Source organism: Streptomyces gamaensis (assembly GCF_042656465.1).
Lineage (GTDB): Bacteria > Actinomycetota > Actinomycetes > Streptomycetales > Streptomycetaceae > Streptomyces > Streptomyces gamaensis.
Genome location: NZ_JBHSPB010000012.1, coordinates 82,803 through 108,983, shown reverse-complemented (window position 1 = coordinate 108,983; position 26,181 = coordinate 82,803). Strand labels below are relative to the sequence as shown.

22 protein-coding genes and 1 pseudogene are annotated in these 26,181 nt (G+C 73.9%); 6 read left to right on the top strand and 17 right to left on the bottom strand.

Annotated features, from left to right (window positions below; all coding sequences use genetic code 11):
- Positions 1-86: 86 nt before the first annotated feature.
- The 3 genes from ACFP1Z_RS20365 to ACFP1Z_RS20355 all read right to left on the bottom strand — a co-directional run bounded on the left by ACFP1Z_RS20365 (position 87) and on the right by ACFP1Z_RS20355 (position 4,807).
- Positions 87-368: a type II toxin-antitoxin system RelE family toxin gene (locus ACFP1Z_RS20365; protein ID WP_390318055.1), complete on the bottom strand. Its 282-nt coding sequence runs from the start codon at positions 366-368 to the stop codon at positions 87-89.
- 122 nt (positions 369-490) lie between these two features.
- On the bottom strand, positions 491-2,149 hold the full coding sequence (locus tag ACFP1Z_RS20360; protein ID WP_390318053.1) for a DNA repair helicase XPB: 1,659 nt from the start codon (positions 2,147-2,149) through the stop codon (positions 491-493).
- Positions 2,150-2,236: 87 nt separating this feature from the next.
- Positions 2,237-4,807 carry a helicase-associated domain-containing protein gene (locus ACFP1Z_RS20355; protein WP_390318051.1) on the bottom strand — a complete coding sequence of 857 codons (2,571 nt, stop codon included), beginning with the start codon at positions 4,805-4,807 and terminating at the stop codon, positions 2,237-2,239.
- Between the two features lie 193 nt (positions 4,808-5,000).
- Here ACFP1Z_RS20355 and ACFP1Z_RS20350 point away from each other — a divergent pair, with 193 nt between their 5' ends.
- On the top strand, positions 5,001-6,035 hold the full coding sequence (locus ACFP1Z_RS20350; RefSeq protein WP_390318049.1) for a hypothetical protein: 1,035 nt from the start codon (positions 5,001-5,003) through the stop codon (positions 6,033-6,035).
- 93 nt (positions 6,036-6,128) lie between these two features.
- On the opposite strand, the gene ACFP1Z_RS20345 is transcribed toward ACFP1Z_RS20350, so the two are convergent.
- The 3 genes from ACFP1Z_RS20345 to ACFP1Z_RS20335 all read right to left on the bottom strand — a co-directional run bounded on the left by ACFP1Z_RS20345 (position 6,129) and on the right by ACFP1Z_RS20335 (position 9,140).
- Positions 6,129-6,944 carry an ABC transporter ATP-binding protein gene (locus tag ACFP1Z_RS20345; protein WP_390318048.1) on the bottom strand — a complete coding sequence of 272 codons (816 nt, stop codon included), beginning with the start codon at positions 6,942-6,944 and terminating at the stop codon, positions 6,129-6,131.
- The gene (locus ACFP1Z_RS20340) at positions 6,941-8,011 is read right to left on the bottom strand and encodes a FecCD family ABC transporter permease (RefSeq protein ID WP_390318046.1); all 1,071 of its coding nucleotides are present in this window, start codon (positions 8,009-8,011) and stop codon (positions 6,941-6,943) included. Before ACFP1Z_RS20340 ends, ACFP1Z_RS20345 begins: the two co-directional genes overlap by 4 nt.
- Before the next feature lie 85 nt (positions 8,012-8,096).
- Positions 8,097-9,140, bottom strand: coding sequence for a FecCD family ABC transporter permease (locus ACFP1Z_RS20335; RefSeq protein ID WP_390318044.1), 1,044 nt, complete (start codon positions 9,138-9,140; stop codon positions 8,097-8,099).
- A 118-nt stretch (positions 9,141-9,258) separates the two neighbouring features.
- Between ACFP1Z_RS20335 and ACFP1Z_RS20330 the strand changes: the two genes are divergently transcribed.
- Positions 9,259-9,948 (top strand): HAD family hydrolase, encoded by a 690-nt coding sequence (locus ACFP1Z_RS20330; RefSeq protein ID WP_390318042.1) that lies wholly within the window; start codon positions 9,259-9,261, stop codon positions 9,946-9,948.
- Here the strand turns inward: ACFP1Z_RS20330 and ACFP1Z_RS20325 are convergent.
- Positions 9,882-10,163 (bottom strand): hypothetical protein, encoded by a 282-nt coding sequence (locus ACFP1Z_RS20325; protein WP_390318040.1) that lies wholly within the window; start codon positions 10,161-10,163, stop codon positions 9,882-9,884. The two genes, ACFP1Z_RS20330 and ACFP1Z_RS20325, sit on opposite strands and share 67 nt — an antisense overlap.
- A 276-nt stretch (positions 10,164-10,439) precedes the next feature.
- On the opposite strand from ACFP1Z_RS20325, the gene ACFP1Z_RS20320 reads away from it, so the two are divergent.
- Positions 10,440-10,823 (top strand): cold-shock protein, encoded by a 384-nt coding sequence (locus ACFP1Z_RS20320; RefSeq protein ID WP_390318038.1) that lies wholly within the window; start codon positions 10,440-10,442, stop codon positions 10,821-10,823.
- Between the two features lie 22 nt (positions 10,824-10,845).
- Here ACFP1Z_RS20320 and ACFP1Z_RS20315 read toward each other — a convergent pair whose 3' ends face one another.
- The 4 genes and pseudogenes from ACFP1Z_RS20315 to ACFP1Z_RS20300 form a co-directional block, all read right to left on the bottom strand.
- On the bottom strand, positions 10,846-11,700 hold the full coding sequence (locus ACFP1Z_RS20315; protein ID WP_390318036.1) for a 1,4-dihydroxy-6-naphthoate synthase: 855 nt from the start codon (positions 11,698-11,700) through the stop codon (positions 10,846-10,848).
- A 35-nt stretch (positions 11,701-11,735) separates the two neighbouring features.
- A pseudogene (locus ACFP1Z_RS20310) lies at positions 11,736-12,389 on the bottom strand (futalosine hydrolase); the annotation flags it as partial.
- A gap of 728 nt (positions 12,390-13,117) precedes the next feature.
- Positions 13,118-13,594, bottom strand: coding sequence for a DUF2771 domain-containing protein (locus tag ACFP1Z_RS20305; protein ID WP_390318034.1), 477 nt, complete (start codon positions 13,592-13,594; stop codon positions 13,118-13,120).
- A gap of 26 nt (positions 13,595-13,620) precedes the next feature.
- On the bottom strand, positions 13,621-15,051 hold the full coding sequence (locus tag ACFP1Z_RS20300) for an MFS transporter (protein ID WP_390318033.1): 1,431 nt from the start codon (positions 15,049-15,051) through the stop codon (positions 13,621-13,623).
- A gap of 327 nt (positions 15,052-15,378) precedes the next feature.
- Here ACFP1Z_RS20300 and ACFP1Z_RS20295 point away from each other — a divergent pair, with 327 nt between their 5' ends.
- Entirely contained in the window at positions 15,379-16,260 is an 882-nt protein-coding gene (locus ACFP1Z_RS20295; protein ID WP_390318031.1) for a DUF3027 domain-containing protein, read from the top strand.
- 128 nt (positions 16,261-16,388) lie between these two features.
- Here the strand turns inward: ACFP1Z_RS20295 and pgl are convergent, their stop codons facing one another.
- The 5 genes from pgl to tkt are packed head-to-tail and all read right to left on the bottom strand — an operon-like array spanning position 16,389 to position 23,002.
- Complete coding sequence (gene pgl, locus ACFP1Z_RS20290) at positions 16,389-17,171, bottom strand: 6-phosphogluconolactonase (protein ID WP_390318030.1); 783 nt, start codon at positions 17,169-17,171, stop codon at positions 16,389-16,391.
- Positions 17,168-18,226, bottom strand: a complete 1,059-nt coding sequence (gene opcA / locus ACFP1Z_RS20285) for a glucose-6-phosphate dehydrogenase assembly protein OpcA (RefSeq protein ID WP_390318028.1) — start codon at positions 18,224-18,226, stop codon at positions 17,168-17,170. Before opcA ends, pgl begins: the two co-directional genes overlap by 4 nt.
- Positions 18,223-19,749: a glucose-6-phosphate dehydrogenase gene (gene zwf, locus ACFP1Z_RS20280; RefSeq protein WP_390318027.1), complete on the bottom strand. Its 1,527-nt coding sequence runs from the start codon at positions 19,747-19,749 to the stop codon at positions 18,223-18,225. The genes opcA and zwf overlap by 4 nt, the downstream gene beginning before the upstream one ends.
- Position 19,750: 1 nt before the next feature.
- Positions 19,751-20,866 (bottom strand): transaldolase, encoded by a 1,116-nt coding sequence (gene tal, locus ACFP1Z_RS20275; protein WP_390318025.1) that lies wholly within the window; start codon positions 20,864-20,866, stop codon positions 19,751-19,753.
- 48 nt (positions 20,867-20,914) lie between these two features.
- Positions 20,915-23,002, bottom strand: coding sequence for a transketolase (gene tkt, locus ACFP1Z_RS20270; RefSeq protein ID WP_390318024.1), 2,088 nt, complete (start codon positions 23,000-23,002; stop codon positions 20,915-20,917).
- Positions 23,003-23,493: 491 nt separating this feature from the next.
- Here tkt and ACFP1Z_RS20265 point away from each other — a divergent pair, with 491 nt between their 5' ends.
- Positions 23,494-24,447 carry a heme o synthase gene (locus ACFP1Z_RS20265; RefSeq protein WP_390318022.1) on the top strand — a complete coding sequence of 318 codons (954 nt, stop codon included), beginning with the start codon at positions 23,494-23,496 and terminating at the stop codon, positions 24,445-24,447.
- A 105-nt stretch (positions 24,448-24,552) separates the two neighbouring features.
- On the top strand, positions 24,553-24,921 hold the full coding sequence (locus tag ACFP1Z_RS20260) for a hypothetical protein (protein ID WP_390318020.1): 369 nt from the start codon (positions 24,553-24,555) through the stop codon (positions 24,919-24,921).
- A gap of 223 nt (positions 24,922-25,144) precedes the next feature.
- Here ACFP1Z_RS20260 and ACFP1Z_RS20255 read toward each other — a convergent pair whose 3' ends face one another.
- Positions 25,145-26,146 (bottom strand): COX15/CtaA family protein, encoded by a 1,002-nt coding sequence (locus ACFP1Z_RS20255; protein ID WP_390318018.1) that lies wholly within the window; start codon positions 26,144-26,146, stop codon positions 25,145-25,147.
- Positions 26,147-26,181 lie beyond the last annotated feature (35 nt).

Below are 26,181 nucleotides of genomic sequence, written 5' to 3'. Positions count from 1 at the left end.
GTCTCCGGGGCGTCCGCCGCCCGTACGAGCCGTACGGGCCGTACAAGCCGTGCGCAGCCCGACAGTTGACGCCGGATCCGCCCCGCTCAGCCCTCCGGCAGCAGGATGTCCGCGTCGTCGAAGATCCGCAGCACCACCAGCAGCAGCCGCCCCCGCGAGACCATGTACTCCGCCACGATCTGCGAGGTCAGCCGGATCTCCCGGTCCTGCTCGCTCACCCCGATCGGCCGTGACAGCTTCGTGTACGGGTCGCGTGCCAGGAGCTCGACCGCCTTCTCGAAGGACGCCCGCCGGGCCGGGTCCAGGCGGTCGCGGTCGCGTGCCGCGGGCTCGGTGTACAGCACCTCATAGATGTCCTGGTGAGGCATCCTGTCCCTCCCTGCCCGGCCCTCGCCCTGGTACACGTGTCCGGCTGACCAGCCTACCGACGCGGCCGTCCACCCGGGACGGTCCCGGCGCGCGCGGGAGGCCCGGCGCGCCGGGAGCGCGCTCAGGCGCCCTCGCCCGCGAGCAGTTCGTCGGCGTCCACGATCCGGTAGGCGTAGCCCTGCTCGGCCAGGAAGCGCTGGCGGTGCGCCGCGAAGTCCTGGTCGACGGTGTCCCGGGCCACCACCGAGTAGAAGCGCGCCTCGTGCCCGTCCGCCTTCGGCCGCAGTACCCGGCCCAGCCGCTGCGCCTCCTCCTGCCGTGAGCCGAAGGTGCCCGAGACCTGGATGGCGACCGTCGCCTCCGGCAGGTCGATGGAGAAGTTCGCGACCTTGGAGACCACCAGCACCGAGATCTCGCCCGCCCGGAACGCGTCGAAGAGCTTCTCGCGCTGCGCGTTGCTGGTCTCGCCCTTGATGACGGGCGCGTCCAGGTGCTCGCCGAGTTCGTCGAGCTGGTCGATGTACTGCCCGATGACCAGGGTCTGTTCGCCCCGGTGCCGGCGCACCAGCGCCTCGGTGACCCGCCGCTTGGTCGCGGTCGTCGCACAGAACCGGTACTTCTCCTCGGTCTCGGCCGTCGCGTACGCCAGCCGCTCCGAGTCCGTCAGATCGACGCGCACCTCCACGCAGTCGGCGGGCGCGATGTAGCCCTGCGCCTCGATCTCCTTCCACGGCGCGTCGAAGCGCTTGGGGCCGATCAGCGAGAAGACGTCGGACTCGCGGCCGTCCTCGCGCACCAGCGTCGCGGTCAGCCCGAGCCGGCGGCGGGCCTGCAGATCGGCGGTGAACTTGAAGACCGGAGCGGGCAGCAGGTGCACCTCGTCGTAGACGACCAGCCCCCAGTCACGGGAGTCGAACAGCTCCAGGTGCGGGTAGACGCCCTTCCGCTTCGTCGTCAGCACCTGGTAGGTGGCGATCGTGACCGGGCGGATCTCCTTCCTCGTGCCGCTGTACTCGCCGATCTCGTCCTCGGTCAGCGAGGTCCGCTTGACCAGCTCGTGCTTCCACTGCCGGGCCGAGACGGTGTTGGTGACCAGGATCAGCGTCGTCGCCTTCGCCCGCGCCATCGCGCCCGCGCCCACGAGCGTCTTGCCCGCGCCGCACGGCAGCACCACGACACCCGAGCCGCCGTGCCAGAAGCCCTCGACGGCCTGCCGCTGGTACGGGCGCAGCGACCAGCCGTCCTCGGCCAGCTCGATGGGGTGCGCCTCACCGTCGACATAGCCCGCGAGATCCTCCGCCGGCCAGCCCAGCTTGAGCAGCACCTGCTTGATCTGCCCGCGCTCCGAGGGGTGCACGGCCACCGTGTCCGCGTCGATCCGGGCCCCGGTCAGCGGCACGACCTTCTTCGACCGCAGCACTTCCTCCAGCACCGGCCGGTCCGTGCTCTCCAGCACCAGCCCGTGCGTGGGGTGCTTGACCAGCCGCAGCCGCCCGTAGCGGTCCATCGTCTCGGCGATGTCGACGAGCAGCGCGTGCGGCACGGGATACCGCGAGTACGTCACGAGCGCGTCCACGACCTGCTCGGCGTCGTGCCCGGCCGCTCGCGCGTTCCACAGCCCGAGCGGGGTGAGCCGGTAGGTGTGGATGTGCTCGGGGGCGCGCTCCAGCTCCGCGAACGGGGCGATGGCCCGCCGGCAGGCGTCGGCCTGGTCGTGGTCGACCTCCAGGAGCAAGGTCTTGTCGCTCTGGACGATGAGCGGCCCAGCTGCGTTCTGCACGGGTGCGGCCCTTCCCTGTGGTCCGATGCGGGCAAGGATCCAGTGTCGCGCACTCGGACGGGAGCGCGGCGTGGCGGTCGGCGGCCCCTACACGTGGTCGTCGGCGAGTTCGGCAACCCCTGTGATGCGGTGCAGGGGGTAGGTGCGGACCTCGTCGGCGGTGTGGTCGTAGGCGGTGACGAAGCCGCCCTCGACGCGGACCGGGGCGATGACGCGCTGGCTGGCGGCGCCGTCGGCGTTGACGTAGCCGATCCAGACGGCGGCGCCGGTGAGGACGGCGGCCTGCACGGTGGCGAGGGTCTCGGCGGAGGTGGTGCGGGGGAGGCGGCCGTCGGCGGGGGAGGGGGCCGGGGTGCTCGCCGGTTTGCGTTCGGCGGTGGCGGCCAGGTCGCCCGCGCGGATGGCGCGGACCGCCGCGTCGAGCAGGGTGGCGTCGGGGACGGGCGGGCCCTCGGGGACGGGCGCGGGGGCGGAGCGCGGCGGGGTGCGGCGGGCGTCGGCGCGGGTGATGAGGACGTCGCCCTCGGCGGACTCGGCGGCGGGCGCGTAGCCCATCTCCCGCAGGCCCTCCAGCAGGCTGTCCGGCGCGGCCTGCGCGGCGAGCACGGTGGGGGCGAGGCGGCGCAGCCGCAGCGGGGCGGAGCGCCGGTCGGCGAGGATCTCGGCGAGGACGTTCTCGTCGTCGCAGCGCAGGTAGGCGGAGGCGGCGCCGACGCGCAGCAGGCCGTGGCGGCGGGCGACGTCGTCGACGAGGTAGGCGAGCGGCTGCGGCACGGGGGTGCGCGAGTGCGCGGCGAGGAAGGACTTGAGGTCGTCGGCGGTGCGTCCGGCGTCCAGGGCGCGGCGCACCGAGGCGGGCGTGAAGCGGTAGACGGTCGCGCCGCCCTTGGACTCGATGTCGGCGAGCACGCCCAGGAGCCGGGCCAGCGGCCGCTGGAGCGGGCCGGGGGCGACGGCGGTGAGGTCGGCCTGGAGCAGGACGTGGTCGACGGGTTGGGGCAGGAGCGGGGCCAGCAGGGCGGCCGCCTCCTCCACGGCGGTTTCCGTAGAGGCCGCCGCGAGCAGGGCGCGGCCGTGCGCGGAGAGGGCGCCGCGGCCGGTGACACCGAGGCGTTCGGCCTCGGCGAGGGTCCAGCGGGCGAGCCGGGAGCGCAGGTCCTCGGGCGCGTCGGGGCCCTCGGTGCGCGGCGGGCGCTCCCAGCGCAGCCGGGCCAGCAGGACGTCGGCGGCCACCGAGCCGCCCGGCGGCAGCGCGGCCAGCAGCTCCAGGACGCGCCGGCGGACCTCGGGCGCGGGGCCCCGGTCCAGGTCCGGGCCGAGCGCGGAGAGCGTACGGCCGCGCGCGTCGCGGCCGCCGACGAGGCCGGGGGCGCGGGTGGCGGCGAGCCAGGCCGTGGCCAGCCGCGTCCAGCGCCGCTCGGCGGGCAGGCGCAGCCAGTCGTCGGCGGCGGGGGTGGGGGCGTAGCGTTCGTCGACCTCGCCGTCGGAGGCCAACAGGCCTGCCGCGTAGGCGAGTTCGGTCCAGAAGGCGGCGGCGTCCTCGCTGGTGTCGAGGGCGGCGGCGGTGCGCTTGAGGTCGCGTACGGACAGGCCGCCCGCGCGCAGGACGAGCGGGCCGTCCTGCTCCCAGGCGGTCAGCAGTTCCTCGACGGTGGCCAGCGCGGTGAAGGCCGCTCCGGCGGCGGTCGCGTCCACGACCTGCGGGGCGTGATCGGCGACCGGCGCGAGCTCCGGTGCCACGGGCTCGCACACCCGGTGGGCGAGCCCGCCGCGCAGGTGCAGGGCGGCCTCGCGGGGCAGGACCACGCTGCCGGGAGTGCCGGGCAGCAGCAGGCCCCGGTCGAGGAGCCAGCGCAGGTGCGGGGCGGGGTCGGCGGTGACCGTGCCGTAGGGCGGGCCCCACAGCAGCCGGTCCAGGACGGCCCGCGCCTCCGGGGGCGCCCCGGCGAGCAGGGCCGTCATCCGCTCGCGGTCGGCGAAGAGCCCCGAGAGGGCGGCGACCGCCGTCACCCCGTCGTGCGTGGCGGGCAGCCCCGTGGCGGCCAGGAGCTGTTGCAGCCGGCCCGGGGACATGCCCGCCGTGGCCTCGGAGACGGTGGGGCCGAGGCCGGTGGGGGAAGGGCGGGACGGGCCGGGCGCGAGGAGTTCGCGGGCGGTGCGCACCAGCCGCAGCTGCTCGTCCGTACCCCACAGCAGGGCCTGCTCGCGCAACGTGCCGACGGCGCGCGGCAGTTCGCGCGCGATCCGCGGGTCCCGCGGCTCCTCGCCGCTCATCAGCGAGGCGAGCACGGGGTACGGGCACGGGTCGGGGGCCACCGCGAGCGCCTCCGCGACCTGCAGGGCGAAACGGTCCAGGCGCTCCAGGGCGCGGACCACGGAGGCCCGGGTGCCGGCCCGGGTGGCGAGCTGGGTGAGGTCGCCGGGCACGGGGGCCAGCAGGTCGGGGCGGTCGCGCAGGAGGGCGGCGAGGGCGCTGTCCGGGCGGGAGCGCAGCTCCTCGGCGAGGGTGCGGGGAGCGCGCGGCTGCTCCTCGCCGCCGGGCGCGCCGCGTCCCTTGCGCGCCCCCTTCGTCCGGGGCGCGCTGTCCTTGCCCGTGGCGCGTGGTGCTGTGGTTCCTGGGGCTCCGTCCGCGCTGTCTGTCTCCCGCGAGGTGGTCATTCTGTTAACGGTACCGGGCCGTGGCGTCGGGGCGGCCGCTGCGCGTGTGCCGTACGTCCACCATGACGCAGCGCGCCGTGTGCCCCCTGTGCGCTCTGTCGCGCCCGCGCGGAACCGGTACCGTCGGTGAGGCAGCGGCTGGTGGTCCCCGGCGGGTGTTCCGGGGACACGGCGGGGACGGTGGGGAAACGCGGTGGGGATCGAGAGCGATCAGCTTGTCTACGACTATCTGAGCCGGGTCGGCGACATCGCCCAGCGGCAGGCGTTCACCTCCGCCGAGCGCATGCGGCTCGTCTCCCGGCTGCGCACCGAGATCGAGCGGCGCAGGGCGGCCGAGGGCGCCGACACCCCCGCCGCCGTCCAGCGCATCCTCGCCGGCCTCGGCAGCCCGGACGAGGCCGTCGCCGACGCCGGGCACAACGCCGGGGCCGCCGACGGCGCCCGCGTGCCGGCCCCGCGCCGCGAGGAGGCCCCGCGCCCGGCCGTCCCCGCGGACCCCCCGGGAGCCGCGCCCCCGCACCTCGCGGGCGAGGCCGAACTCGGCGGGCCCGCGCAGGCCGGCCCCGACCCCGGGGAGGTCCCCGAGTGGTGGCGGGCCGACCGCCGCCCGTTCACCGGCGAGGCGGGCCCGTACGCCGGCCGGGAGCCGGTGCACGGCTTCGTCGGCGGCATCGAGATCCCCGACATACTCAAACCACCCCCGCCGCCCGGCCGGGACGGGCCGGGACGCGACGGCGGTCCGGGGGAGCGCTCCGGCAAGGGCGAGGGAGCCGAAAAGACCGAAAGAGTCGAAAAAGGCGCCGAGGACGGCGGCGGCGCGGACGCCGGTGCGGCGCAGGGCCAGGAGACCGCCGCCCGCCAGGGCTTCCATCTGCTGCGCCGCCCCGACGGCGCCCCGGTACCGGTGTTCCTGCTGCTGGTCTCACTGCTGCTGGTCGTCGGGGCCGTCCTCGGCAACTGGCTGGTGCTCGCGGCCGGCTGGGCGCTCGCCTACGTCACCCGCAAGCTGTCGTACACCGAGTCGCAGTGGGCCGTGCTGTTCCTGCCGGGGCTGACGGTGACCGGGGCCGTGGTGTGGCTGTGGGGGCGGACAGCGGGCCGCTGGGGGGACCCGGTGCCGCAAGGGGCGATGGGACAGGCACTCGCCGACACGTGGCCGTGGGCGGTGCGGGTCGCTGCGCTGGCGTCGGCGGCTTATGTGATGTGGCGGGCGCGGAGGCCGGGGTAGGGGGTGTGGGCTTGTGGTGCCTCCGGCGGACTTTCCCCTTCCCGAAACTGGGGCTCCGCCCCAGACCCCGTATCGCGGCTGCGCCGCTCGTCCTCAAACGCCGGACGGGCTGGGTTCCCCAGCCCACGGCTTACCCGGCACCACCAGCGGGCTGCCCGTCACCGGGTCCGGGACCACCACCGACTCCAGGCCGAAGACCTCGCGGACCAGGCCGGCGGTGATGACCTCGGCCGGGCGGCCCCGGGCCACGACGTGGCCCGCCTTCATCGCCACGAGGTGGTCCGCGTAGCGGGCGGCCTGGTTGAGGTCGTGCAGGACGGCGACGACCGTACGGCCCCGCTCGTGGTTCAGACGGCGCACCAGGTCCAGGACCTCGACCTGGTGGGCGATGTCGAGATAGGTCGTCGGCTCGTCCAGGAGCAGCAGGTCCGTCTCCTGCGCCAGCGCCATCGCGATCCACACGCGCTGCCGCTGCCCGCCGGAGAGCTCGTCGACGGGGCGGTCGGCGAGGGCGGCGGTCCCGGTGCGCTCCAGGGCGTCGGTGACGGCCCGTTCGTCGTCCTCGGACCACTGCTGCCACCAGCGCTGGTGCGGCTGCCGGCCCCGCGCGACCAGGTCCGCCACGGTGATGGCCTCGGGCGCGACGGGGGACTGCGGCAGCAGTCCCACGGCCCGCGCGATGCGGCGCGTGGGCAGCGAGGCGAGCTCCCGGCCGTCGAGCAGCACGGCCCCCGACACCGGCTTGAGGAGCCGGCCCAGGGCGCGCAGCAGCGTGGACTTGCCGCACGCGTTGGGGCCGACGATGACGGTGACCTCGCCGTCGGGGACCGCGAGGTCGAGTCCGTCGACGACCGTACGGTCCTCGTAGGCGAGGGTCAGGGCGCGGGCGGTGAGCCGGGCGTCGGTCACGCGGTTCCTCCGGAACGGCTGCGGGAGCTGCGGCCCCTGACCAGGAGCCACATCAGGTACGGGGCGCCGACGGCGGCGGTGAGCACGCCCACGGGCAGGACGGTGGGCTCGAAGAGCGTACGGGCCAGCAGGTCCGCGACGACGACGATGAGCGCGCCGGTCAGCGCCGCGCACAGCAGCGGCGCATGGGCGGTGCGCGCCGCCCGCCGGGCCAGCTGCGGGGCGAGCAGTGCCACGAAGTCCACGGGCCCGGCCGCGCCCGTGGCGAGGGCGGCGAGGACGACGCCGAGCAGGACGAGCCCGAACCGCACCCGGCCCAGGCGCGTGCCGAGCGCCGTCGCGGTGTCGTCGTCCAGGGCCACGGCCCGCTGCGCCCGGCCCGCCCAGCACACCAGCGGGGTGAGCGCCAGCAGCGCCCACGCCACCGGCGCGGCCTCGTCCCAGCCGCGCCCGCTCAGCGAACCGGTCATCCACACCTGTGCCTGCTGGGCCACCAGGTAGTCGCCCTTGGTCATGAACAGGTGCGTGACCGAGCGCAGGGCCACCGCGAAGCCGATGCCGATCAGGACGAAGCGCGTCGCGTGCAGTCCGCGCCGCCAGGCGAAGACGTACACGAGCGCGGCCGCGAGCAGCCCGCCGGCCACCGCCACGTACGGCAGTGCCGCGTACGAGGTGATCCCGAAGGTGAGCGCGGCGACGGTGAGGGCGCTCGCGCCCTGGCCGACGCCGATGACGTCCGGGCTGGCGAGCGGGTTGCGGGCCACGGTCTGGATGAGCCCGCCCGCGATCCCGAACGCGGCACCCACCAGCACGCCCACGGTCATCGGCGGCAGCCGCAGCGTGCCGACGGTCAGCTCGTCGGGGGAGGGCCGGCCGAGGAGGACGTCGAGCACCGCGCCGGGCGGTACGAAGGTGTGGCCCACGCACAGGTAGGCCAGGCACGCGCCGGCCAGCAGCAGGGCGAGCGTCAGCGCGAGCACGGTGGAGCGCCGGTGCACGAGGAAGGACGCGCGCCCGGCCCGTACGAGCGCGAAACCGGCGGGCCGCACGGCCGTACGGGCACTCACAGCATCTTTCCGTTCGCTTCTCCGCCCGCGCGGCGAAAGCGCGCGTCGTGTTCCGTCTGCGGCCCGGCGGCCGCGCGTGCGACGCTCACCACGCACCCCCCGCCTGCCTGCGGCGCACCAGCGCCACCAGGAACGGCACCCCGAGCAGTGCCGTCATCACGCCGGAGGGCACCTCGCCCGGCGGGAAGAGGATCCGGCCCGCCGTGTCCGCGAGGAGCAGGACGGCCGGGCCGAGGAGGGCCGCCATCGGCAGCAGCCGGCGGTGGTCGCCGCCGACGAGCGCGCGGGCCATGTGCGGCACGGCGAGGCCGACGAACGCGATCGGCCCGGCCGCCGCGACCCCGGCCCCGGTCAGCACGGTGGCGCCGAGCCCGCCGACGATCCGTACGGCCGCCACGTTGCGGCCCAGCCCCGTGGCGACGTCCTCGCCGAGCGCGAGCGCGTCCAGGCCGCGCGCCACCGACACCACCATGACCGCGCCGACGAGCAGGAACGGCCACAGCTGCCCGATCACCTCGGCCTTCGCGCCGGAGAGGGCGCCCACCTGCCAGAAGCGGAACTGCTCCAGCACGGACGCCTTCGCGGTCAGCACGCCCGTCACGACCGACACCAGCAGCGCGTTGACGGCCGCCCCGGCCAGCGCGAGCTTCACCGGCGAGGCGCCGTCCCGGCCGCGCGCGGCGATCGTGTACACGGCGACGGCCGCTAGGGCCGCGCCCGCGAACGCCCACCACACCCAGCCCGCCGCCGACCGCACGTCCGCCAGGGAGATCGCCAGCACCACGCCGACGGCCGCGCCGTGCCCGATGCCCAGCACGCCGGGGTCGGCGATGGGGTTGCGGGTGATGCCCTGCAGGGCAGTGCCGGCGAGGGCGAGCGCGGCGCCGACGAGCAGGCCGACGACCGTACGCGGCAGGCGCATCTCGCGTACGACCGAGGCGTCGCCGCCCGAACCGTGCCCCATCAGGGCGTCGAGGACCTGGCCGGGTGCCACGGGGCGGGCCCCGACGGCGAGGCTGAGCAGTACTGCCAGCAGCAGGACGGCGGCCGCCGCCAGCGTCCGGCCTGCCGCGCGGCGCGCGGAGGCGGCGCGGGGGGCGGGGGAGACCGCGGTGGGTATCGCTTCCACGTCGTGGATCGTTTCCTTCGGGTGCGCGTCCGGAGCGGTCGGCGAGGTCCACTGTCCAGAAGATCCGGGTTAGGTGAGGCTAAGTCTACGGGTGGGGCGGACCGGCAGAATGGGGTTCATGACCCTGCGCTCACGCCCCGCGGACGACGCCCGGTTCACGGTGGGCTTCGACCTGGACATGACCCTGATCGACTCCCGGCCCGGCATCGCGGCCACCTACCGGTGGCTGGCCGCCGAGACGGGCACCGACATCGACGTCGACCTGGCCGTCAGCCGGCTCGGCCCGCCGCTCGCGCAGGAACTCGCCCACTGGTTCCCCGAGGAGCGCGTCGCGGAGGCGATCGCGCTGTACCGCTCGGCGTACCCGGCGCACGCGATAGCCCCGACGACCGCGCTGCCCGGCGCCCGCGAGGCCGTCGCCGCCGTCCGCGCCCTCGGCGGGCGGGCCGTCGTCGTCACCGCCAAGCACGGGCCCAGCGCCCGCCTGCACCTGGACCACCTGGGCATCGAGCCCGACGAACTCGCCGGTGACCTGTGGGCCGAGGGCAAAGCGGTCGCACTGCGCGAGCACGGCGCGAGCGTCTACGTCGGCGACCACCTCGGGGACGTACGCGGCGCCCGCGCCGCCGGCGCGCTGTCCGTCGCCGTCGCCACCGGCCCGTACGGCGCGGACGAACTGCGCGCGGCGGGCGCCGACGTGGCCCTCGCCGACCTGACGGCCTTTCCGCGGTGGCTGCGCGGCTACCGGGCCGGTGCTGAGGAGGACGGTGCCGAGGACGACGGGGCGGCGGCAGAGGCCCGCGCCTGACGGCGCTGCGCGGCGATCGACCGCAGCACCCCGGCACCGGCGAGCACGAAGCCCACGCCCATCAGCATGCACACGAAGTAGGCGGCGGGCGGCAGGGGATGAAGGCCCAGGAACAGCGGGGCCATCGTCGCCAGGGTGGCCACCGCGCCGACGAGGAAGACGACCGCGCCCACGCGTACCAGCAGATCCCCGTCCTGGGGCGTTTCGCTACTCACCCGACCAGGGTAGGTCCCAGGGCGTCGGCGCGGCGGCCCCCCTGGGGGAGGGGAGCACCGGGCGGACCCGGGCGGCCGCCGCGGACGTCCCGGACGCGCGGATGTGGCGGCCTGGGACGTCTTGTCACCGGGCTCGGGACCATTAGCCTTGTCAGTAGCGGGTCTTGCGGCCCGCTGTAGTGCTATCAAGAGCTGTTTTCCGTGAGCTGTTTTTCCGTGAGGGCAGCGGGGCAGCCCTTTCCGTAATTCCGACGAGACACGAGGACGAGGACAGACGTGCCTACCGGCAAGGTCAAGTGGTTCAACAGCGAGAAGGGCTTCGGCTTTCTCTCCCGTGACGACGGCGGAGACGTCTTCGTGCACTCCTCGGTGCTCCCGGACGGGGTCGACGCCCTCAAGCCGGGCCAGCGCGTCGAGTTCGGCGTCGTGGCCGGTCAGCGCGGTGACCAGGCGCTCAGTGTGACGCTGCTGGAGGCGCCGCCGTCGATCGCGGCCGCACAGCGCCGCAAACCGGACGAGCTGGCGTCGATCGTGCAGGATCTGACGACCCTGCTGGAGAACGTCACACAGCAGCTGGAGCGCGGCCGCTACCCCGACAAGGCCCACGGCGCGAAGATCGCGAACATGCTGCGGGCGGTGGCGGACCAGCTCGACGTCTGATCCGCCACGGCCGGAGTGCCGGTCAGACGAAGGAGAGCGCGTCCGGGCCGAGGGGCGGTACGAGCCCCTCGGCCGCCGCGCGGGTGAGCAGCCCGCGCACGGCGGCGTAGCCGTCCTCGCCGAGGTCGGCGGTGAACTCGTTGACGTACAGCCCGATGTGCGCGTCGGCGACCGCCGGGTCCATCTCCTGCGCGTGCTCCAGCACGTACGGGCGGGACGCCTCCGGATCGTCCCAGGCCATCCGCACCGAGGTGCGGGCCGCGTCCGCGAGACGGCGCAGCGTCGCGGCGCCCAGCGAGCGCTTGGCGATGATCGCGCCGAGCGGGATGGGCAGGCCGGTGGTCAGCTCCCAGTGCTCGCCCATGTCGGCGACGCACGTCAGACCGTACTGGCCGTAGGTGAAGCGGGCCTCGTGGATGACCAGCCCGGCATCCACCCTGCCGTCGCGGACGGCGGGCATGATCTCGTGGAACGGCAGCACGACGACCTTGCCGACCCCGCCCGGCACCTCCGCCGCCGCCCACAGCCGGAACAGCAGATACGCCGTCGAGCGCTCGCTCGGCACGGCCACCGTCCGCCCCGCGAGGTCCTTCGGCCCGGCCTGCTCCCGGCTCAGCACGAGCGGCCCGCAGCCCCGGCCGAGGGCGCCGCCGCAGGGCAGCAGGGCGTACTCGTCGAGCACCCACGGCAGGACCGCGTACGACACCTTGAGCACGTCGAACTCGCCGCGCTCGGCCATGCCGTTGGTGACGTCGATGTCGGCGAAGGTCACGTCCAGGGCGGGGGCGCCGGGGACGCGGCCGTGGGCCCACGCGTCGAAGACGAAGGTGTCGTTCGGGCAGGGCGAATAGGCGATCTTCAACGGTGCTTCGCTCACGGCGTCCTCCTCGCGGGCGCGGTCGTTCGGGCAGGTCATGCGGTCGCTGCGGCCGCCGCGGCCGCGAGGGCCGGGGGCAGGGCGGCGAAGGCCCGGGCGAGGGCCGCGAGCGCGTCGGGGATGCGCCAGGCCGCGCGGTCGCGGGGGCCCACCGCGTTGGAGACGGCCCGCAGTTCGAGGACGGGCACGCCGTGCCCGGCCGCGGCCTCGGCCACCCCGAAGCCCTCCATTGCCTCCGCGAGCGCCCCCGGCCGCAGCGCGGCGAGCGCGCTCGCGCGGCCGGCGGTACCGGTCACCGTGGAGACGGTGAGCACCTCGCCGCGCGCGGCCCCGGTCGAGGCGGCCACGGCCGCCACGAGCGCGGCGGGCGGCCGGTGCTCGACCGTGCCGAAACCGAGGCCGGTGACGGGCACGAACCCGTCGGCGGTCTCGGCGCCCAGATCCGCCGCGACGATCACGTCGGACACCACGAGCGAGCCGAGTGCCGCCCCCGGGAAACCGCCGGCGATCCCCGCCGACACCACAAGCCCGTACGGCCGCCCGCCAGCGGCAGCCGCCGCCAACGCGGAGGCCGCCCCGGCAGCAGCGGCGGCGGGCCCGACACCGGCGGCCAGCACGTCGAGCACGAGCGACCCGCTCCGGACGACGGCCGCAGGGGCGTGCGCGCCCTGCGGAGCGCCGGCACGGGCCGGGCCGGCTGCCGGCGTCTGCTCGCGCGGGTCCCCGCCAGGGGCGGCTGCCGCCGGGCCGGCCGGCGTGGCCGTGTCGCCAGGGGCGTACGGGGCGCCGACCGGTGTCCGGCTGTGCGGTGACTGCCCGTCGAGGGTCGGCCGGGCCGGGCCCGTGCCCGTGGCGTCCTCGGCCGACGGCCGGGCTGCCGGAGTGCTGTGCTGCGTCGTGGCCGTGTCGTCGGTGTGCGGGGCACTCGCCGACGTCCGGCCGTCCGGGGCCGCCGGGTTCGTGTCCGTGGCGTCCCCGGCCGTCGGCCGGACCGCTGGGGTGCTGTGCTGTGTCGTGGCCGCGCTGTTGGCGGACGGGGCTGCCGTCGGTGTCCGGCCGTGCGGTGATTCCCCGTCAGGGGTCGGCCGGGCCGGGGGCGGCGGATTCGTGTCCGTGGTGTCCTCGGCCGACGGCCGGGCCGTCGGGGTGCTGTGCCGCGTCGTGGCCGCGTCGGCGGTGGACGGGGCGTCCGCCCTCGACCGGCCGTCGGCGGGCGCCGGATTCGTGTCCGTGGCGCCCCCGGCCGGCGGCCGGACCGGCGCCGCGTCGGCCGGGCAGACCACCCGGTGCAGCACCGCGCCCGGTACCGCGATCACTTCCGGCGGGCCCGCCGCAGGCGCGCCGCGCAGGATCGCGTCGCGTTCGGCGTCGACGGCCGTGACGACGAGGACGCGCACGGTTCCGGGTTCCCGCGGCGTCAGTTCGAGCGCTCCAGCGTGAAGTTCCAGATGCCCAGCGCCTTGCCGGACTTCGCCTCGACGATGCTGACCCGGGCCTTCTCGGAGAAGCCGCCCGTGCCGGAGGAGAAGAAGGCGCTGGCCGGAATGGACCGGTAGGTCTTCTTGTTGGGCTCCGGCTCGACCGGGGCGCCGTTGATGAAGATGGTCCAGCCCTCGTCGGCGACCTTCGGCTCCACACCGAGGCGGACCTTGTCCTCCATGGACGCCTTGATGGCCTTGCCCTCTTCGTTCAGGCAGCCGGGCGCCTCCTTGGTGGCGATGGCGTCACCGTCGTTGTAGCAGGCGGCCTCGGAGGTCACCGTGGTCGAGCCGACGGTGACCGTCGCCAGCGGCGTCGGCTTGTCGCAGGCGGAGAGAGCCAGGAGCCCGAAGGTCACGGCCCCGGCGGCGGCAACGGCACGGCGGCGCTTGCCCCGGAAAAACGCAGCGGTCATGCGGGCAGGCTATCGGGCCGCTCCGATCACGCCACGCGGGGGTGCGGCGAGCCGCGCCGGGCCGCCGTCAGCAGGCCCCGTACGGCAGTGGCCACGCCCAGCGCGAGCACGGCCGCCGCCACGGCCATGCCCAGGACGCCGTTGAGGGGCAGCAGGATGCCGATGGCCCCGCCGGCCACCCAGCACATCTGCAGCAGCGTCTCGGAGCGGGCGAACGCCGAGGTGCGCACGCTCTCCGGGACGTCCCGCTGGATCAGCGAGTCCAGGGACTGCTTGCCCAGGGCCTGCGAGATGCCGGCGACGGCGGCGACCGCGGCCACCGCGAACGGGCTGAAGAACACGGCCGCGAACACGGCCGCGCCCAGCGTCGCGCTCAGCACCGTCGCGATCGTCCACTCCGGGCTGCGCGAGCGCAGCAGCGCGCCGATGGCCGTGCCCAGCGCGTTGCCGCCGCCCGCCGCGACGGCGACGATCCCCATGGAGACCACCGGACTGAGACCGTCCAGCGGATGCACGCGCAGCAGGAACGCCAGGAAGAACGTCAGGAAGCCCGACAGCCAGCGCAGCGCGCTGTTGGCCTGCAGCGCGTGCAGCACCGAACTGCCCACCGTGGTCAGCCCCGGCGCCCTGCGCTGCTTACGGCGATCACTGCGCTTGCCGCGCTCGCGCCCGTACCGGGTGAGGGTGCTGTAGCCGCGTACGGGCCGGTACGGGCGGCGGTCGCCCGACAGCAGCCGGGCCCGGCTCTCGCCCTTCGCCGAGTCCACCTTGTGCGGCAGCGACAGCGACAGCACCGTGCCCAGCACGAACACCGCGGACGCCCCGTACAGCGGGAACGCCGGCCCCAGCAGATGCAGCCCCGCGCCCAGCGGGGCCGCCGCCCCCGTCGCGATCAGCCCGCCCAGCGTCACCCGCGAGTTCGCCTTCACCAGGGAGATCCGGGGCGGCAGCAGCCGGGGCACGACCGCCGAGCGCACCACCCCGTACGCCTTCGACGACACCAGCACCCCCAGCGCCGCCGGATACAGCTCCAGACCGCCGCTCTCCACCGCGCCCGACATCATCAGCGCCAGCAGCGCCCGCGCGACCATCGCCCCGGCCATCGCCGCGCGCCGGCCGTGCGGGATCCGGTCCAGCAGCGGCCCGATCACCGGGGCCAGCAGCGCGAACGGCGCCATCGTCACCGCCAGGTACAGCGCGACCCGGCCGCGCGCCTGGTCCGTGGGCACCGAGAAGAACACCGTGGACGCGAGCGCCACCGTGATCAGCATGTCGCCCGCCGAGTGCACCGCGTGCAGCTCGATGAGCTTGCCCAGCCCCGACTCGCCCGCCCCGTGCGCGTGCGTGGCCCTGCGCACCCCGCGTGCCAGGCCCGTCACCGGGCGGCGCAGGGCCCGGCCCGCACCGCGGACACCGCGGCGGAACGGACCTCCCGAGGCCGACCGGATGGCTCCCACCACGCCATACTGCCCCACCCCGCACCGCCCCGGGCACCGAGTGCGACCGCACGGCGCACTCCGTCACCTCACGCTCGTCCGCGCGGCCCGGCTGTTCTCCACGGCTCCCAGCGGGGTAGCGTGCACAACGCGCCACCGGCGGTCGTTCCTTTCCGCGCCCCGGGTCACCATCCCGCAGAATGGGAAGTGACCAGGTGCGCCCCGAGGCCGTTCGGGCGTGGACGTCGACGCGGTCCTGCGGTCCGCTCCGTCCGCCGTCCCGGCCGTACCGGCCGGCGCACTCGTGAGACGGCGTGGAAGAGAGAATCGATTCTTGTGAGTGCTGCGATGCGAAGCCGTACCCCGGACCGCCTGTGCGCCGAGGCGGTCGAACTCGCCCGGGAGGCCGCCGAGGAGGCCGCGCGCCCGGGCACGGTCGGCGAGCACGTCGAGGCCGTCGCCGACGGGGACCGCGTCGTCACGCACTACTTCCACTGCGCGGACCCCGGCTACCGCGGCTGGCGCTGGGCCGTCACCGTCGCCCGCGCCTCCCGCGCCCGCAGCGTCACCCTCGACGAGACCGTGCTGCTCCCCGGCCCCGACGCGCTCCTCGCCCCCGAATGGGTGCCCTGGAGCGAGCGGCTGCGCCCCGGCGACATGGGCCCCGGCGACCTGCTGCCCACCGACTCCGAGGACCTGCGCCTGGAGCCCGGCTACTCCGGTGAGGACGCGCCGCCGCCGAACTCGGCCGTCTCCGCCGAGATGACCGCGCTCGCCGACGCCGAGGACGCGGACGTCTCCGCCGGACCGCCCTCCGCGCAGCCGACCGCGCCCGCGCGCGGCTCCATCGCCGCCGTCGCCGAGGAACTCGGCATGCGGCGCGCCCGCGTCCTCTCCCGCTACGGCCTGCACACCGCCGCCGACCGCTGGGACGAGTCCCACGGCGCGAAGACCCCCATGGCACAGGCCGCCCCCGCCTCCTGCGTCACCTGCGGCTTCCTCGTCCCCATCGGGGGCTCCCTCGGCCAGGCCTTCGGCGTGTGCGCCAACGAGTTCGGCCCCGCCGACGGGCACGTGGTCTCCCTGTCGTACGGCTGCGGCGGCCACTCCGAGGCGGCCGTCATGCCCAGGCCGCCGCGGCCGGCTCCGCCGGTGATCGACGAGACGAAGGTTGACGCGTTGTCGCTTCGCGAGGAGCCGTCGGAGGACGAGACCTTGGGTCACGCGTAACGGTTGCCCGGAACCGGGCTTGCTGTTCCGGGGGGCTGCGCCCCCCGGACCCCCCGATCGCGGCTGCGCCGCTCGTCCTCAATCGCCGGACGGGCTTGAAAATCAAGCCCGTCCGGCGTTTGGTTTTCTCAGGCCGACGCCGGCGGGTACAGAGCCCGCGGCAGCTGCGCCGCAGCCGCCTGGTCCAGTAGCCACAGCGTGCGTGACCGGCCGTACGCACCGGCGGCCGGTGCCTGGATCTCGCCCGCACCCGACAGCGCCATCGCCACCGCACCCGCCTTGTCCTCGCCCGCCGCCAGCAGCCACACCTCGCGGGCCGCCCGGATCGCGGGGAGGGTCAGTGAGATGCGGGTCGGCGGCGGCTTCGGGGAGCCGTGGACGCCGACGACCGTGCGTTCGGTCTCGCGGACGCCCGGGAGCTCCGGGAAGAGGGAGGCCACGTGCGTGTCCGGGCCGACGCCCAGCAGCAGGACGTCGAAGGCGGGCACGGCCGCGTGGTCCTCGGGCCGCGCGGCGGCGGCGAGTTCGGCCGCGTACCCGGCGGCGGCCGCGTCGGCGTCGGCGCCGTACGGGCCGCCGACCACCGGCATCGTGTGCACCCGGGCCGGGTCCAGCGGCACCGTGTCGAGGAGCGCCTGCCGGGCCTGGGTGTCGTTGCGCTCCGGGTCGCCCTCGGGCAGGAAGCGTTCGTCGCCCCACCACAGGTCGAGCCGCGACCAGTCCACCGCGTCCCGGGCGGGCGCCCCGGCGAGGGCCGCGAGCAGCCCGTTGCCGTTGCGCCCGCCGGTCAGGACGACGGAGGCGGAGCCGCGCGCGGCCTGCGCGTCCACGATCTTCGTGATCAGCCGGGCCGCCGCGGCCTGGGCCATCAGCTCCTTGTCCCGGTGGACGACGATCTGCGGTGCGCTCACTTGCCGGCCGCCTTCTTGCCGCCGCCGGCGGCCTTCTTCGCGGGGGCCGCGGGCTTCGCCCCGGCGTCGGCCCCGGCCGGAGCGGCCTTGGCCTCGGCGGCCTTGGGGGCGTCCGCCGCCTCGGGGGCCGGTGCGCCGAGCCGGTCCGTGCCGTACTTGAGCGCGGACTCGTAGATGACGTCCGGGTCGAGGCGGCGCAGCTCCTCGGCGAGCAGCTCGGAGGTGTCGCGCCGCTGGAGGGCGACCGAGCGGTCGGGCTGGCCGGGCATGCACAGGGTGGCCAGCGAGCCGTTCGGGCGGTCCAGGACGATCGGCCCGTTCTTGGTCTCCAGGCGTACGGCCGTCAGGCCCGGCCCGTCGGAGACGGTGCGCTCGACGGGCACGCCCAGGCGGTCGGCGAGCCACATGGCCAGCAGTTCGGCGCTGGGGTTGTAGCTCTCGCCCTCGACCTCGGCGGAGACGATTGGGGCGTGCTGCTGGTCGAGCGCGGCCGCGAGCATCGAGCGCCACGGCGTGATCCGGGTCCAGGCCAGGTCGGTGTCGCCGGGCGTGTAGCGCGAGGCGCGGGCGGTGAGGTCGGCGAGCGGGTCCTCGGCGGCGTAGGTGTCGGTGACGCGCCGCTGCCCGAGGGCGCCGAGCGGGTCCTGCTTGGGGTCGACGGGCGAGCCGACGGGCCACCAGACGACCACGGGGGCGTCCGGCAGCAGCAGCGGCAGGACCACCGACTGGGCGTGGTCGATGACATCGCCGTACAGCCGCAGCACGACGGTCTCGCCCGCGCCGGCGGAGGTGCCGACGCGGACCTCGGCGTCGAGGCGGGCCTTGGCCCGTTCGCGGGGGGAGCGGCTGACGCGCTTGATGACCACGAGCTTGCGCGAGGGGTGCTCGCGGGAGGCCTCGTTGGCGGCCTTGAGCGCGTCGTAGGCGTGCTCCTCGTCGGTGACGATGACCAGCGTGAGCACCATGCCGATGGTCGGGGTGCCGATGGCGCGGCGCCCGTGGACCAGAGCATTGTTGATCTTGCTGGCCGTGGTGTCCGTAAGGTCGATCTTCATGGCCGGCGCCAGCTCCGTCCGTCTCGTGCCAGCATCTCGTCCGCCTCGACCGGGCCCCAGGTGCCGGCCGGGTACTGCGCCGGCGTGCCGTGCTTGTCCCAGTACTCCTCGATCGGGTCGAGGATCTGCCAGGAGAGCTCGACCTCCTTCAGGCGCGGGAAGAGGTTGGACTCGCCGAGCAGCACATCGAGGATGAGCCGCTCGTACGCCTCCGGGCTGGACTCGGTGAAGGACTCGCCGTAGGCGAAGTCCATCGACACGTCCCGGACCTCCATCGAGGTGCCCGGCACCTTCGAACCGAACCGCATGGTGACGCCCTCGTCCGGCTGCACCCGGATGACCAGGGCGTTCTGCCCCAGCTCCTCGGTGGCGGTGTGGTCGAAGGGCGAGTGCGGGGCGCGCTGGAAGACCACCGCGATCTCGGTGACGCGGCGGCCGAGCCGCTTGCCGGTGCGCAGGTAGAAGGGGACGCCCGCCCAGCGGCGGTTGTCGATCTCCAGCTTGACGGCCGCGTAGGTGTCGGTCTTCGAGGCGGGGTCGATGCCCTCTTCCTCCAGGTAGCCGACGACCTCCTCGCCGCCCTGCCAGCCGTGCGCGTACTGGCCGCGCACGGTCTCCTTGCCGAGGTTCTTCGGCAGCCGGACGGCGCCCAGGACCTTGGTCTTCTCCGCCGCCACCGCGTCCGCGTCGAAGGAGGCGGGCTCCTCCATGGCGGTCAGCGCCAGCAGCTGCAGCAGGTGGTTCTGGATGACGTCGCGCGCGGCGCCGATGCCGTCGTAGTAGCCGGCCCGGCCGCCGATGCCGATGTCCTCGGCCATGGTGATCTGCACGTGGTCGACGTAGGACCGGTTCCAGATCGGCTCGAAGAGGGTGTTGGCGAAGCGCAGCGCCAGGATGTTCTGGACCGTCTCCTTGCCCAGGTAGTGGTCGATCCGGAAGACCTCCTGCGGGGGGAAGACCTCGTGGACGATCGCGTTGAGCTCCTGGGCGCTCTTCAGGTCGTGGCCGAAGGGCTTTTCGATGACGGCGCGCCGCCAGGAGCCTTCGGGGGCGTCGGCCAGGCCGTGCTTCTTGAGCTGCTGGACGACCTTGGGGAAGAACTTCGGCGGGACGGAGAGGTAGAAGGCGAAGTTGCCGCCCGTGCCCTGCGCCTTGTCCAGTTCGAGGACCGTGTGCTTCAGGGTCTCGAAGGCCGCGTCGTCGTCGAAGTCGCCCTGGACGAACCGGCAGCCCTGGACCAGCTGCTGCCAGACCTCCTCGCGGAAGGGCGTGCGCGAGTGCTCCTTGACGGCGTCGTGCACGACCTTGGCGAAGTCCTCGTCCTCCCAGTCGCGGCGTGCGAAGCCGACGAGCGAGAAGCCCGGCGGCAGCAGCCCGCGGTTGGCGAGGTCGTAGACCGCCGGCATCAGCTTCTTTCGGGACAAATCGCCCGTGACGCCAAAGATGACCAGGCCCGACGGCCCCGCGATACGCGGGAGCCGTCGGTCCTGAGCGTCACGCAGCGCGTTGCTGCTGGTGCTCAATTCATGCCTCCGGGGCGAGGCGCCTGAGCTCCGCCTCGGTGGACTTCAGCAGGTCGTTCCAGGACTGCTCGAACTTGTCGACGCCCTCGTCCTCCAGGAGCTGGACGACCTCGTCGTAGGAGATCCCCAGCCGCTCGACCGCGTCGAGCTCGGCCCTGGCCTGCTCGTAGGTGCCGCGCACGGTGTCACCGGTGATCTGCCCGTGGTCGGCGGTCGCCTCCAGGGTGGCCTCCGGCATGGTGTTGACCGTGTTCGGGGCGACCAGGTCGTCGACGTACAGCGTGTCCTTGTAGGCCGGGTCCTTCACACCGGTCGAGGCCCACAGCGGACGCTGCTTGTTGGCGCCGGCCTTCTCCAGGGCCAGCCAGCGGTCCGAGGCGAAGACCTCCTCGTAGGCCTGGTACGCCAGACGGGCGTTGGCGAGCGCCGCCTTGCCGCGCAGCCCCTTGGCCTCGTCGGTGCCCAGCGCGTCCAGCCGCTTGTCGATCTCGGTGTCGACGCGGGAGACGAAGAAGGAGGCCACCGAGTGGATCAGGGACAGGTCCAGGCCCGCGGCCTTCGCCTTCTCCAGACCCGTCAGGTAGGCGTCCATCACCGCGCGGTAGCGCTCCAGCGAGAAGATCAGCGTGACGTTGACGCTGATGCCCAGGCCGATGACCTCGGCGATCGCCGGGAGGCCGGCCTTGGTCGCCGGGATCTTGATGAGCGTGTTCGGACGGTCCACGAGCCAGGCCAGCTGCTTGGCCTCGGCGACCGTGGCGGTCGTGTTGTGGGCCAGGCGCGGGTCGACCTCGATGGAGACCCGGCCGTCCTGGCCGTCGGTGGCGTCGAAGACCGGGCGCAGGATGTCCGCGGCGTCGCGTACGTCCGCCGTCGTGATCATGCGGATGGCCTCGTCGACGGTGACCTTGCGGGCCGCGAGGTCGGCCAGCTGGCGCTCGTACCCGTCGCCGCCCGAGATCGCCTTCTGGAAGATCGACGGGTTCGTCGTCACACCGACGACGTGGCTCTCGTCGATCAGCTCGGCGAGGTTGCCGGACGTGATGCGCTTGCGGGACAGGTCGTCCAGCCAGATCGCGACGCCCTCGTCGGAGAGGCGCTTGAGTGCGTCTGTCATGGGAACTGCATCTCCTACTTGATGGGAAGGTCTGGGGCGGGCGCCGCGTCAGCGACGGTTGGCCTCGACGTGCTCGATCGACTCGCGGGCGGCGGCGACCACGGCCTCGGCGGTGATGCCGAACTCCCGGTAGAGCACCTGGTAGTCGGCGGAGGCGCCGAAGTGCTCCAGCGAGACGATCCGGCCGGCCTCGCCGACGTAGCGGTGCCAGGTCAGGCCGATGCCCGCCTCGACCGCGACCCGGGCCTTGACGTCCGGCAGCAGCACGCCGTCGCGGTACGCCTGGTCCTGCTCCTCGAACCACTCGACGCACGGCATGGAGACCACCCGGGTCGGGATGCCCTCGGCCTGCAGCACGTCACGGGCCTCGGCGGCCAGCTGCACCTCGGAACCGGTGGCGACCAGGATCACCTGCGGACGGCCGCCCTCGGCCTCCAGCAGCACGTAACCGCCCTTGGCCGCGCCCTCGTCGACCTCGTAGGTCGGCACGTTCTGGCGGGTCAGCGCGAGCCCGTGCGGGGCCGGCTTGACGGAGTGGCGGCGCATGATCTCGCGCCAGGCGATCGCGGTCTCGTTGGCGTCGGCCGGGCGCACCATGTTCAGGCCCGGAATGGCACGCAGCGCGGCCATGTGCTCGACCGGCTGGTGCGTCGGGCCGTCCTCGCCCAGGCCGATGGAGTCGTGCGTCCACACGTAGGTGACCGGCAGCTTCATCAGCGCGGCCAGGCGCACGGCCGGGCGCATGTAGTCGGAGAACACCAGGAAGGTGCCGCCGTAGACACGGGTGTTGCCGTGCAGCGCGATGCCGTTCATGGTCGAGCCCATGGCGTGCTCGCGGATACCGAAGTGCACGGTGCGGCCGTAGGGGTCGGCCTCCGGCAGCGGGTTGCCCTTCGGCAGGAACGACGAGGACGGGTCGATGGTGGTGTTGTTCGAGCCCGCGAGGTCGGCGGAGCCGCCCCACAGCTCGGGGACCACGGCGCCCAGCGCCTTGAGGACCTCGCCGGAGGCCTTGCGGGTCGCGACGTCCTTGCCCGCCGGGAAGACCGGGACGGCCTTCTCCCAGCCGTCGGGCAGCTCGCCCGCGCAGACGCGGTCGAACAGGGCGGCGCGCCCGGCGTTGGCGGCCCGCCACTCCTGCAGCTTCTTGTCCCAGGTGGCGTGCGCCTCACGGCCGCGGTCGACGACCTTGCGGACGTGCTCGAAGACCTCGTCCTCGACCTGGAAGTGCTGCTCGGGGTCGAAGTTCAGCACGCGCTTGGTGGCGGCGACCTCCTCCGCGCCGAGCGCCGAGCCGTGCGAGGCCTCGGTGTTCTGCGCGTTCGGGGCCGGCCAGGCGATGATCGTGCGGGCCGCGATCAGGGAGGGGCGCTCGGTCTCGGCCTGCGCCGCCTTCAGCGCCGCGTACAGCGCCTGGACGTCGAAGTCGCCGTTGGCCGCCTGCTCGATGCGCTGCACGTGCCAGCCGTAGGCCTCGTAGCGCTTGAGCACGTCCTCGGAGAAGGCGGTCTCGGTGTCGCCCTCGATCGAGATGTGGTTGTCGTCGTAGAGCGCGACGATGTTGCCGAGCTTCTGGTGACCGGCGAGCGAGGACGCCTCGGCGGAGATGCCCTCCTCCAGGTCGCCGTCGGAGACGATCGCCCAGATCGTGTGGTCGAACGGCGAGGCGCCCTCGGGTGCCTCCGGGTCGAACAGGCCACGCTCGTAACGGGCGGCCATCGCCATGCCCACGGCGTTGGCGATGCCCTGGCCCAGCGGGCCGGTGGTGGTCTCCACACCGCGCGTGTGACCGTGCTCCGGGTGACCGGGCGTCTTGCTGTCCCAGGTGCGGAACGACTTCAGGTCCGACAGCTCCAGGCCGTAACCCGCCATGAACAGCTGGACGTACAGCGTCAGGCTGGTGTGGCCGGGCGAGAGGACGAAGCGGTCACGGCCGACCCAGTCGGCGTCACTGGGGTCGTGCCGCATCAGCTTCTGGAACAGCAGGTACGCGGCGGGCGCCAGGCTCATGGCCGTGCCCGGATGGCCGTTGCCGACCTTCTGCACGGAGTCCATGGCCAGGACGCGGGCGGTATCGACGGCCCGCTGGTCCAGTTCGGTCCATTCGAGGTCTGTGGTGGTCGGCTTGGTGCTCACCCTCGGATCAGGGCTCCTCTCCACATGGTCAATCGGCCGGGGGCGGTATGTTCCGCCACGACGCGGCGTTGTCGAGCCTACCCCCGCTTTGACGCGCATCTTTTCGGCCTCTTTGTCGGGGCCCGCATCAGCCGTCTGAATTGTCGGGTGTCGACGTGATGTCCCGGGCAACCGCACACGGAACCGAATGATTCCCGGAGGCACACTTCGGCCATGGCACCAGCCTGCCGCCCCCGCCCTGGGCCCGCCTCCCGAGCGCGACCGTTCTGTCAGGTCCGGGGGCCGCCGACGGCCTTTACGGGGCGGGCGAAGGCGCGGGCAGGAGCGCGGACAACGGTACGGACAACGGTACGGACAAGGGTGCGGACACGAGCGCACCCCGGCGAAGGCCGTGCTCCCCCCTGCGTCTAGAGTGGCGTGGTACGCGCAAGCCTTTACCGGGGATTCACACCCGGACGTGCTTGCTGGCCTTATCTCTGTCAGGGGTGTGCGTGACGGCCGTCGAATCCCGTCCTGCGGGGGTGCTTGCAGAGAGCTCCAGGAGCCCTGTTCGTCACCGGCCGCTCGGGGCCCGAGTCAAGGCTTTCGTGGCGCTGACGAAGCCGCGCGTCATCGAGCTGCTGCTGATGACGACGGTGCCGGTGATGTTCCTCGCGGCACAGGGCGTCCCGGACCTGTGGCTGGTTCTCGCCACGTGCGTCGGCGGCTATCTCTCCGCCGGTGGCGCGGGCGCGTTCAACATGTACTACGACCGCGACATCGACGCGCTGATGGCCCGTACCGCCCAGCGGCCGCTGGTGACCGGCATGGTCTCGCCGCGCGAGTGCCTGGTCTTCGCCTCGGTGCTCACCGTCGGCTCGACCGTGTGGTTCTGGTACCTGGTCAACCCCCTGTCGGCGATGCTCTCGCTGGGCGCCTCGCTGTTCTACACCGTCGTCTACACGATGATTCTCAAGCGCCGCACCGCGCAGAACATCGTCTGGGGCGGCATCGCGGGCTGTCTGCCGGTCATCATCGGCTGGTCCGCCGTGAAGAACGAGGTCTCCTGGGCCTCGCTCATCCTCTTCCTCGTCATCTTCTTCTGGACGCCGCCGCACTACTGGCCGCTGTCGATGAAGGTCAAGGACGACTACGAGCGGGCGAGCGTGCCGATGCTGCCGGTCATCGCCGGCAACAAGGCCGTGGCCCGGCAGATCGTCCTCTACAGCTGGGTGATGGTCGGCGTCTCGCTGCTGCTCACCCCGCTCGGCTACACGGGCTGGTTCTACACCACCGTCGCCGTGCTGTGCGGCGCGTTCTGGCTGAAGGAGGCGCACGCGCTCCAGGCCCGGGCCAAGGCGGGCGTCACGGGCCCGAAGCTCAAGGAGATGCGGCTGTTCCACTGGTCCATCACCTATGTCTCGCTGCTGTTCACGGCGGTGGCGATAGATCCGTTCCTGCGCTAGGGAACGAGCGCTGCTACGAGCGTTGCGACGGCGGGCGGCACCGGTGGTCAAGGCCACGGGTGCCGCCCGTCGCCATATGTGCTACCCGTCGGTAGCATCCTGGTCATGGCAGACACCAAGCAGGCCGAGGAGCAGGCCGGGCAGGCGGCCCTCGACGCCAGGGAACAGCGCTGGGCGGCCCGGCTGGCCCGGCAGATCACCGCGTTCGCCCGCAGCCACGGCGGCGGCGCCGAGGGCCAGCTCGCCCACATCGGCCGGGGCAGCACCCGCATCGCCCTCGTCGGCGCGAACGGGGAGTGGGGCAACCTCGTCGCCCCGACCCGCGCCAGCGCGGCCCGCGCCGCCGAACTCGCGGGCCTGACCCTGCACGAGGAATTCGACGGAGAGCTCGCGGCCAAGGTCCGTACGGGCCCCTACGAGTGGTCCCGCATGGCCGGCATCCAGCTCGGCGGGCCGCGCAACCCCGCCGCCTGAGCGCTCCGCTGGAAGTGCCGCGAACGGGTCGTCGATCGACTGCGGCGCCGTCGTGGCTGGTCGCGCAGTTCCCCGCGCCCCTTCGGGGCGCTGCCGTACCGCAGTGAACTTCGCCCGCCCTGCATAGCCGCCCCGGCCCGTACGCGCTACGCGATACGCGAACGCCCCCTTCTCGCACACGGTGAGAAGGGGGCGCGGTCGTTCCCGGCGGGCCGGTGGCCCGCTAACGGCCTGCGGGGGTCGGCTCGTCGGCGCGTACGGGCTCCTGCGCGCCGGAGCCGGAGGGCTGCGGCACGGCCACGGCCTCGCCGCGCTCCCGCAGCGAGAGGAAGACCCGCAGCACGGCGATCCACACCAGGCAGGAGCCCAACATGTGGGTGCCGACGACGATTTCGGGCGAGTCGTTGAAGTACTGCACGTAGCCGACGACGCCCTGCAGCATCAGCACGACGAACAGCTCCGCCACCCGGCGGCGCGGCGTCGCGGGCGCCCGCACGGCCCGCAGCACGAACCACAGCGCCACGACGAGACCGACCACGACGAAGACGAAGTCGGCGTGCAGCTGGGTGACTTCGCGCCAGTCCAGCGGTATGCGGTGGACGTCCCTGGAGGCGTCGCCCGCGTGCTGCCCGGAGCCGGTGACGGCCGTGCCGGCCAGGATCAGCAGCGCGGTGGTGACGACCAGTGCCCAGCCGATGTGGCGCACCGGCCGGGGCACCACATCGCGCGGCTCCGCGTCCCCCTCGCGGGCGCGCAGCCACATCACCACGGCCACCGTCAGCAGCGAGGTCGCCGCCAGGAAGTGCGCGGCGACGATGTACGGGTTGAGGCCCGTGAGCACGGTGATGCCGCCGATGATGCCGTTGGCCGCGACGATCCAGAACTGCGCCCACCCCAGCCGGGTCAGCGAGCGCCGCCGCGGATCCCGGGCGCGGGCCGCGGTGATCGCCACGCCCACGACCGCGCACAGCACGTAGGTGAGCATGCGGTTGGTGAACTCGATGATGCCGTTGATGCCCATCGCGGGCGTGGGCGTGAGGCTGTCCTCCGTGCACGTCGGCCACGTCGGGCAGCCGAGCCCGGACTGGGTGAGCCGGACCGCGCCGCCGGTCACGACGATGACCACGGACATCACGACGCAGGCCAGCGCCGCCCGTTCGACGAAGCGCGCGGAGGGCTGCCAGCGGTCGGCGACGAGCTGGAGAGGATTCAGCGTTTTCGGCACGGGAGTCATCGTAAGCGCCCGCTTGTGCATGAATT

Bases quoted from the DNA above. Each gene is read 5' to 3' on its own strand.
- ACFP1Z_RS20365 (WP_390318055.1), bottom strand. From the start codon at position 368: ATGCCTCACCAGGACATCTATGAGGTGCTGTACACCGAGCCCGCGGCA.
- ACFP1Z_RS20355 (WP_390318051.1), bottom strand. From the start codon at position 4,807: ATGACCACCTCGCGGGAGACAGACAGCGCGGACGGAGCCCCAGGAACC.
- ACFP1Z_RS20330 (WP_390318042.1), top strand. From the start codon at position 9,259: ATGACCCTGCGCTCACGCCCCGCGGACGACGCCCGGTTCACGGTGGGC.
- ACFP1Z_RS20305 (WP_390318034.1), bottom strand. From the start codon at position 13,594: ATGACCGCTGCGTTTTTCCGGGGCAAGCGCCGCCGTGCCGTTGCCGCC.
- ACFP1Z_RS20295 (WP_390318031.1), top strand. From the start codon at position 15,379: ATGCGAAGCCGTACCCCGGACCGCCTGTGCGCCGAGGCGGTCGAACTC.
- opcA (WP_390318028.1), bottom strand. From the start codon at position 18,226: ATGAAGATCGACCTTACGGACACCACGGCCAGCAAGATCAACAATGCT.
- tal (WP_390318025.1), bottom strand. From the start codon at position 20,866: ATGACAGACGCACTCAAGCGCCTCTCCGACGAGGGCGTCGCGATCTGG.
- ACFP1Z_RS20260 (WP_390318020.1), top strand. From the start codon at position 24,553: ATGGCAGACACCAAGCAGGCCGAGGAGCAGGCCGGGCAGGCGGCCCTC.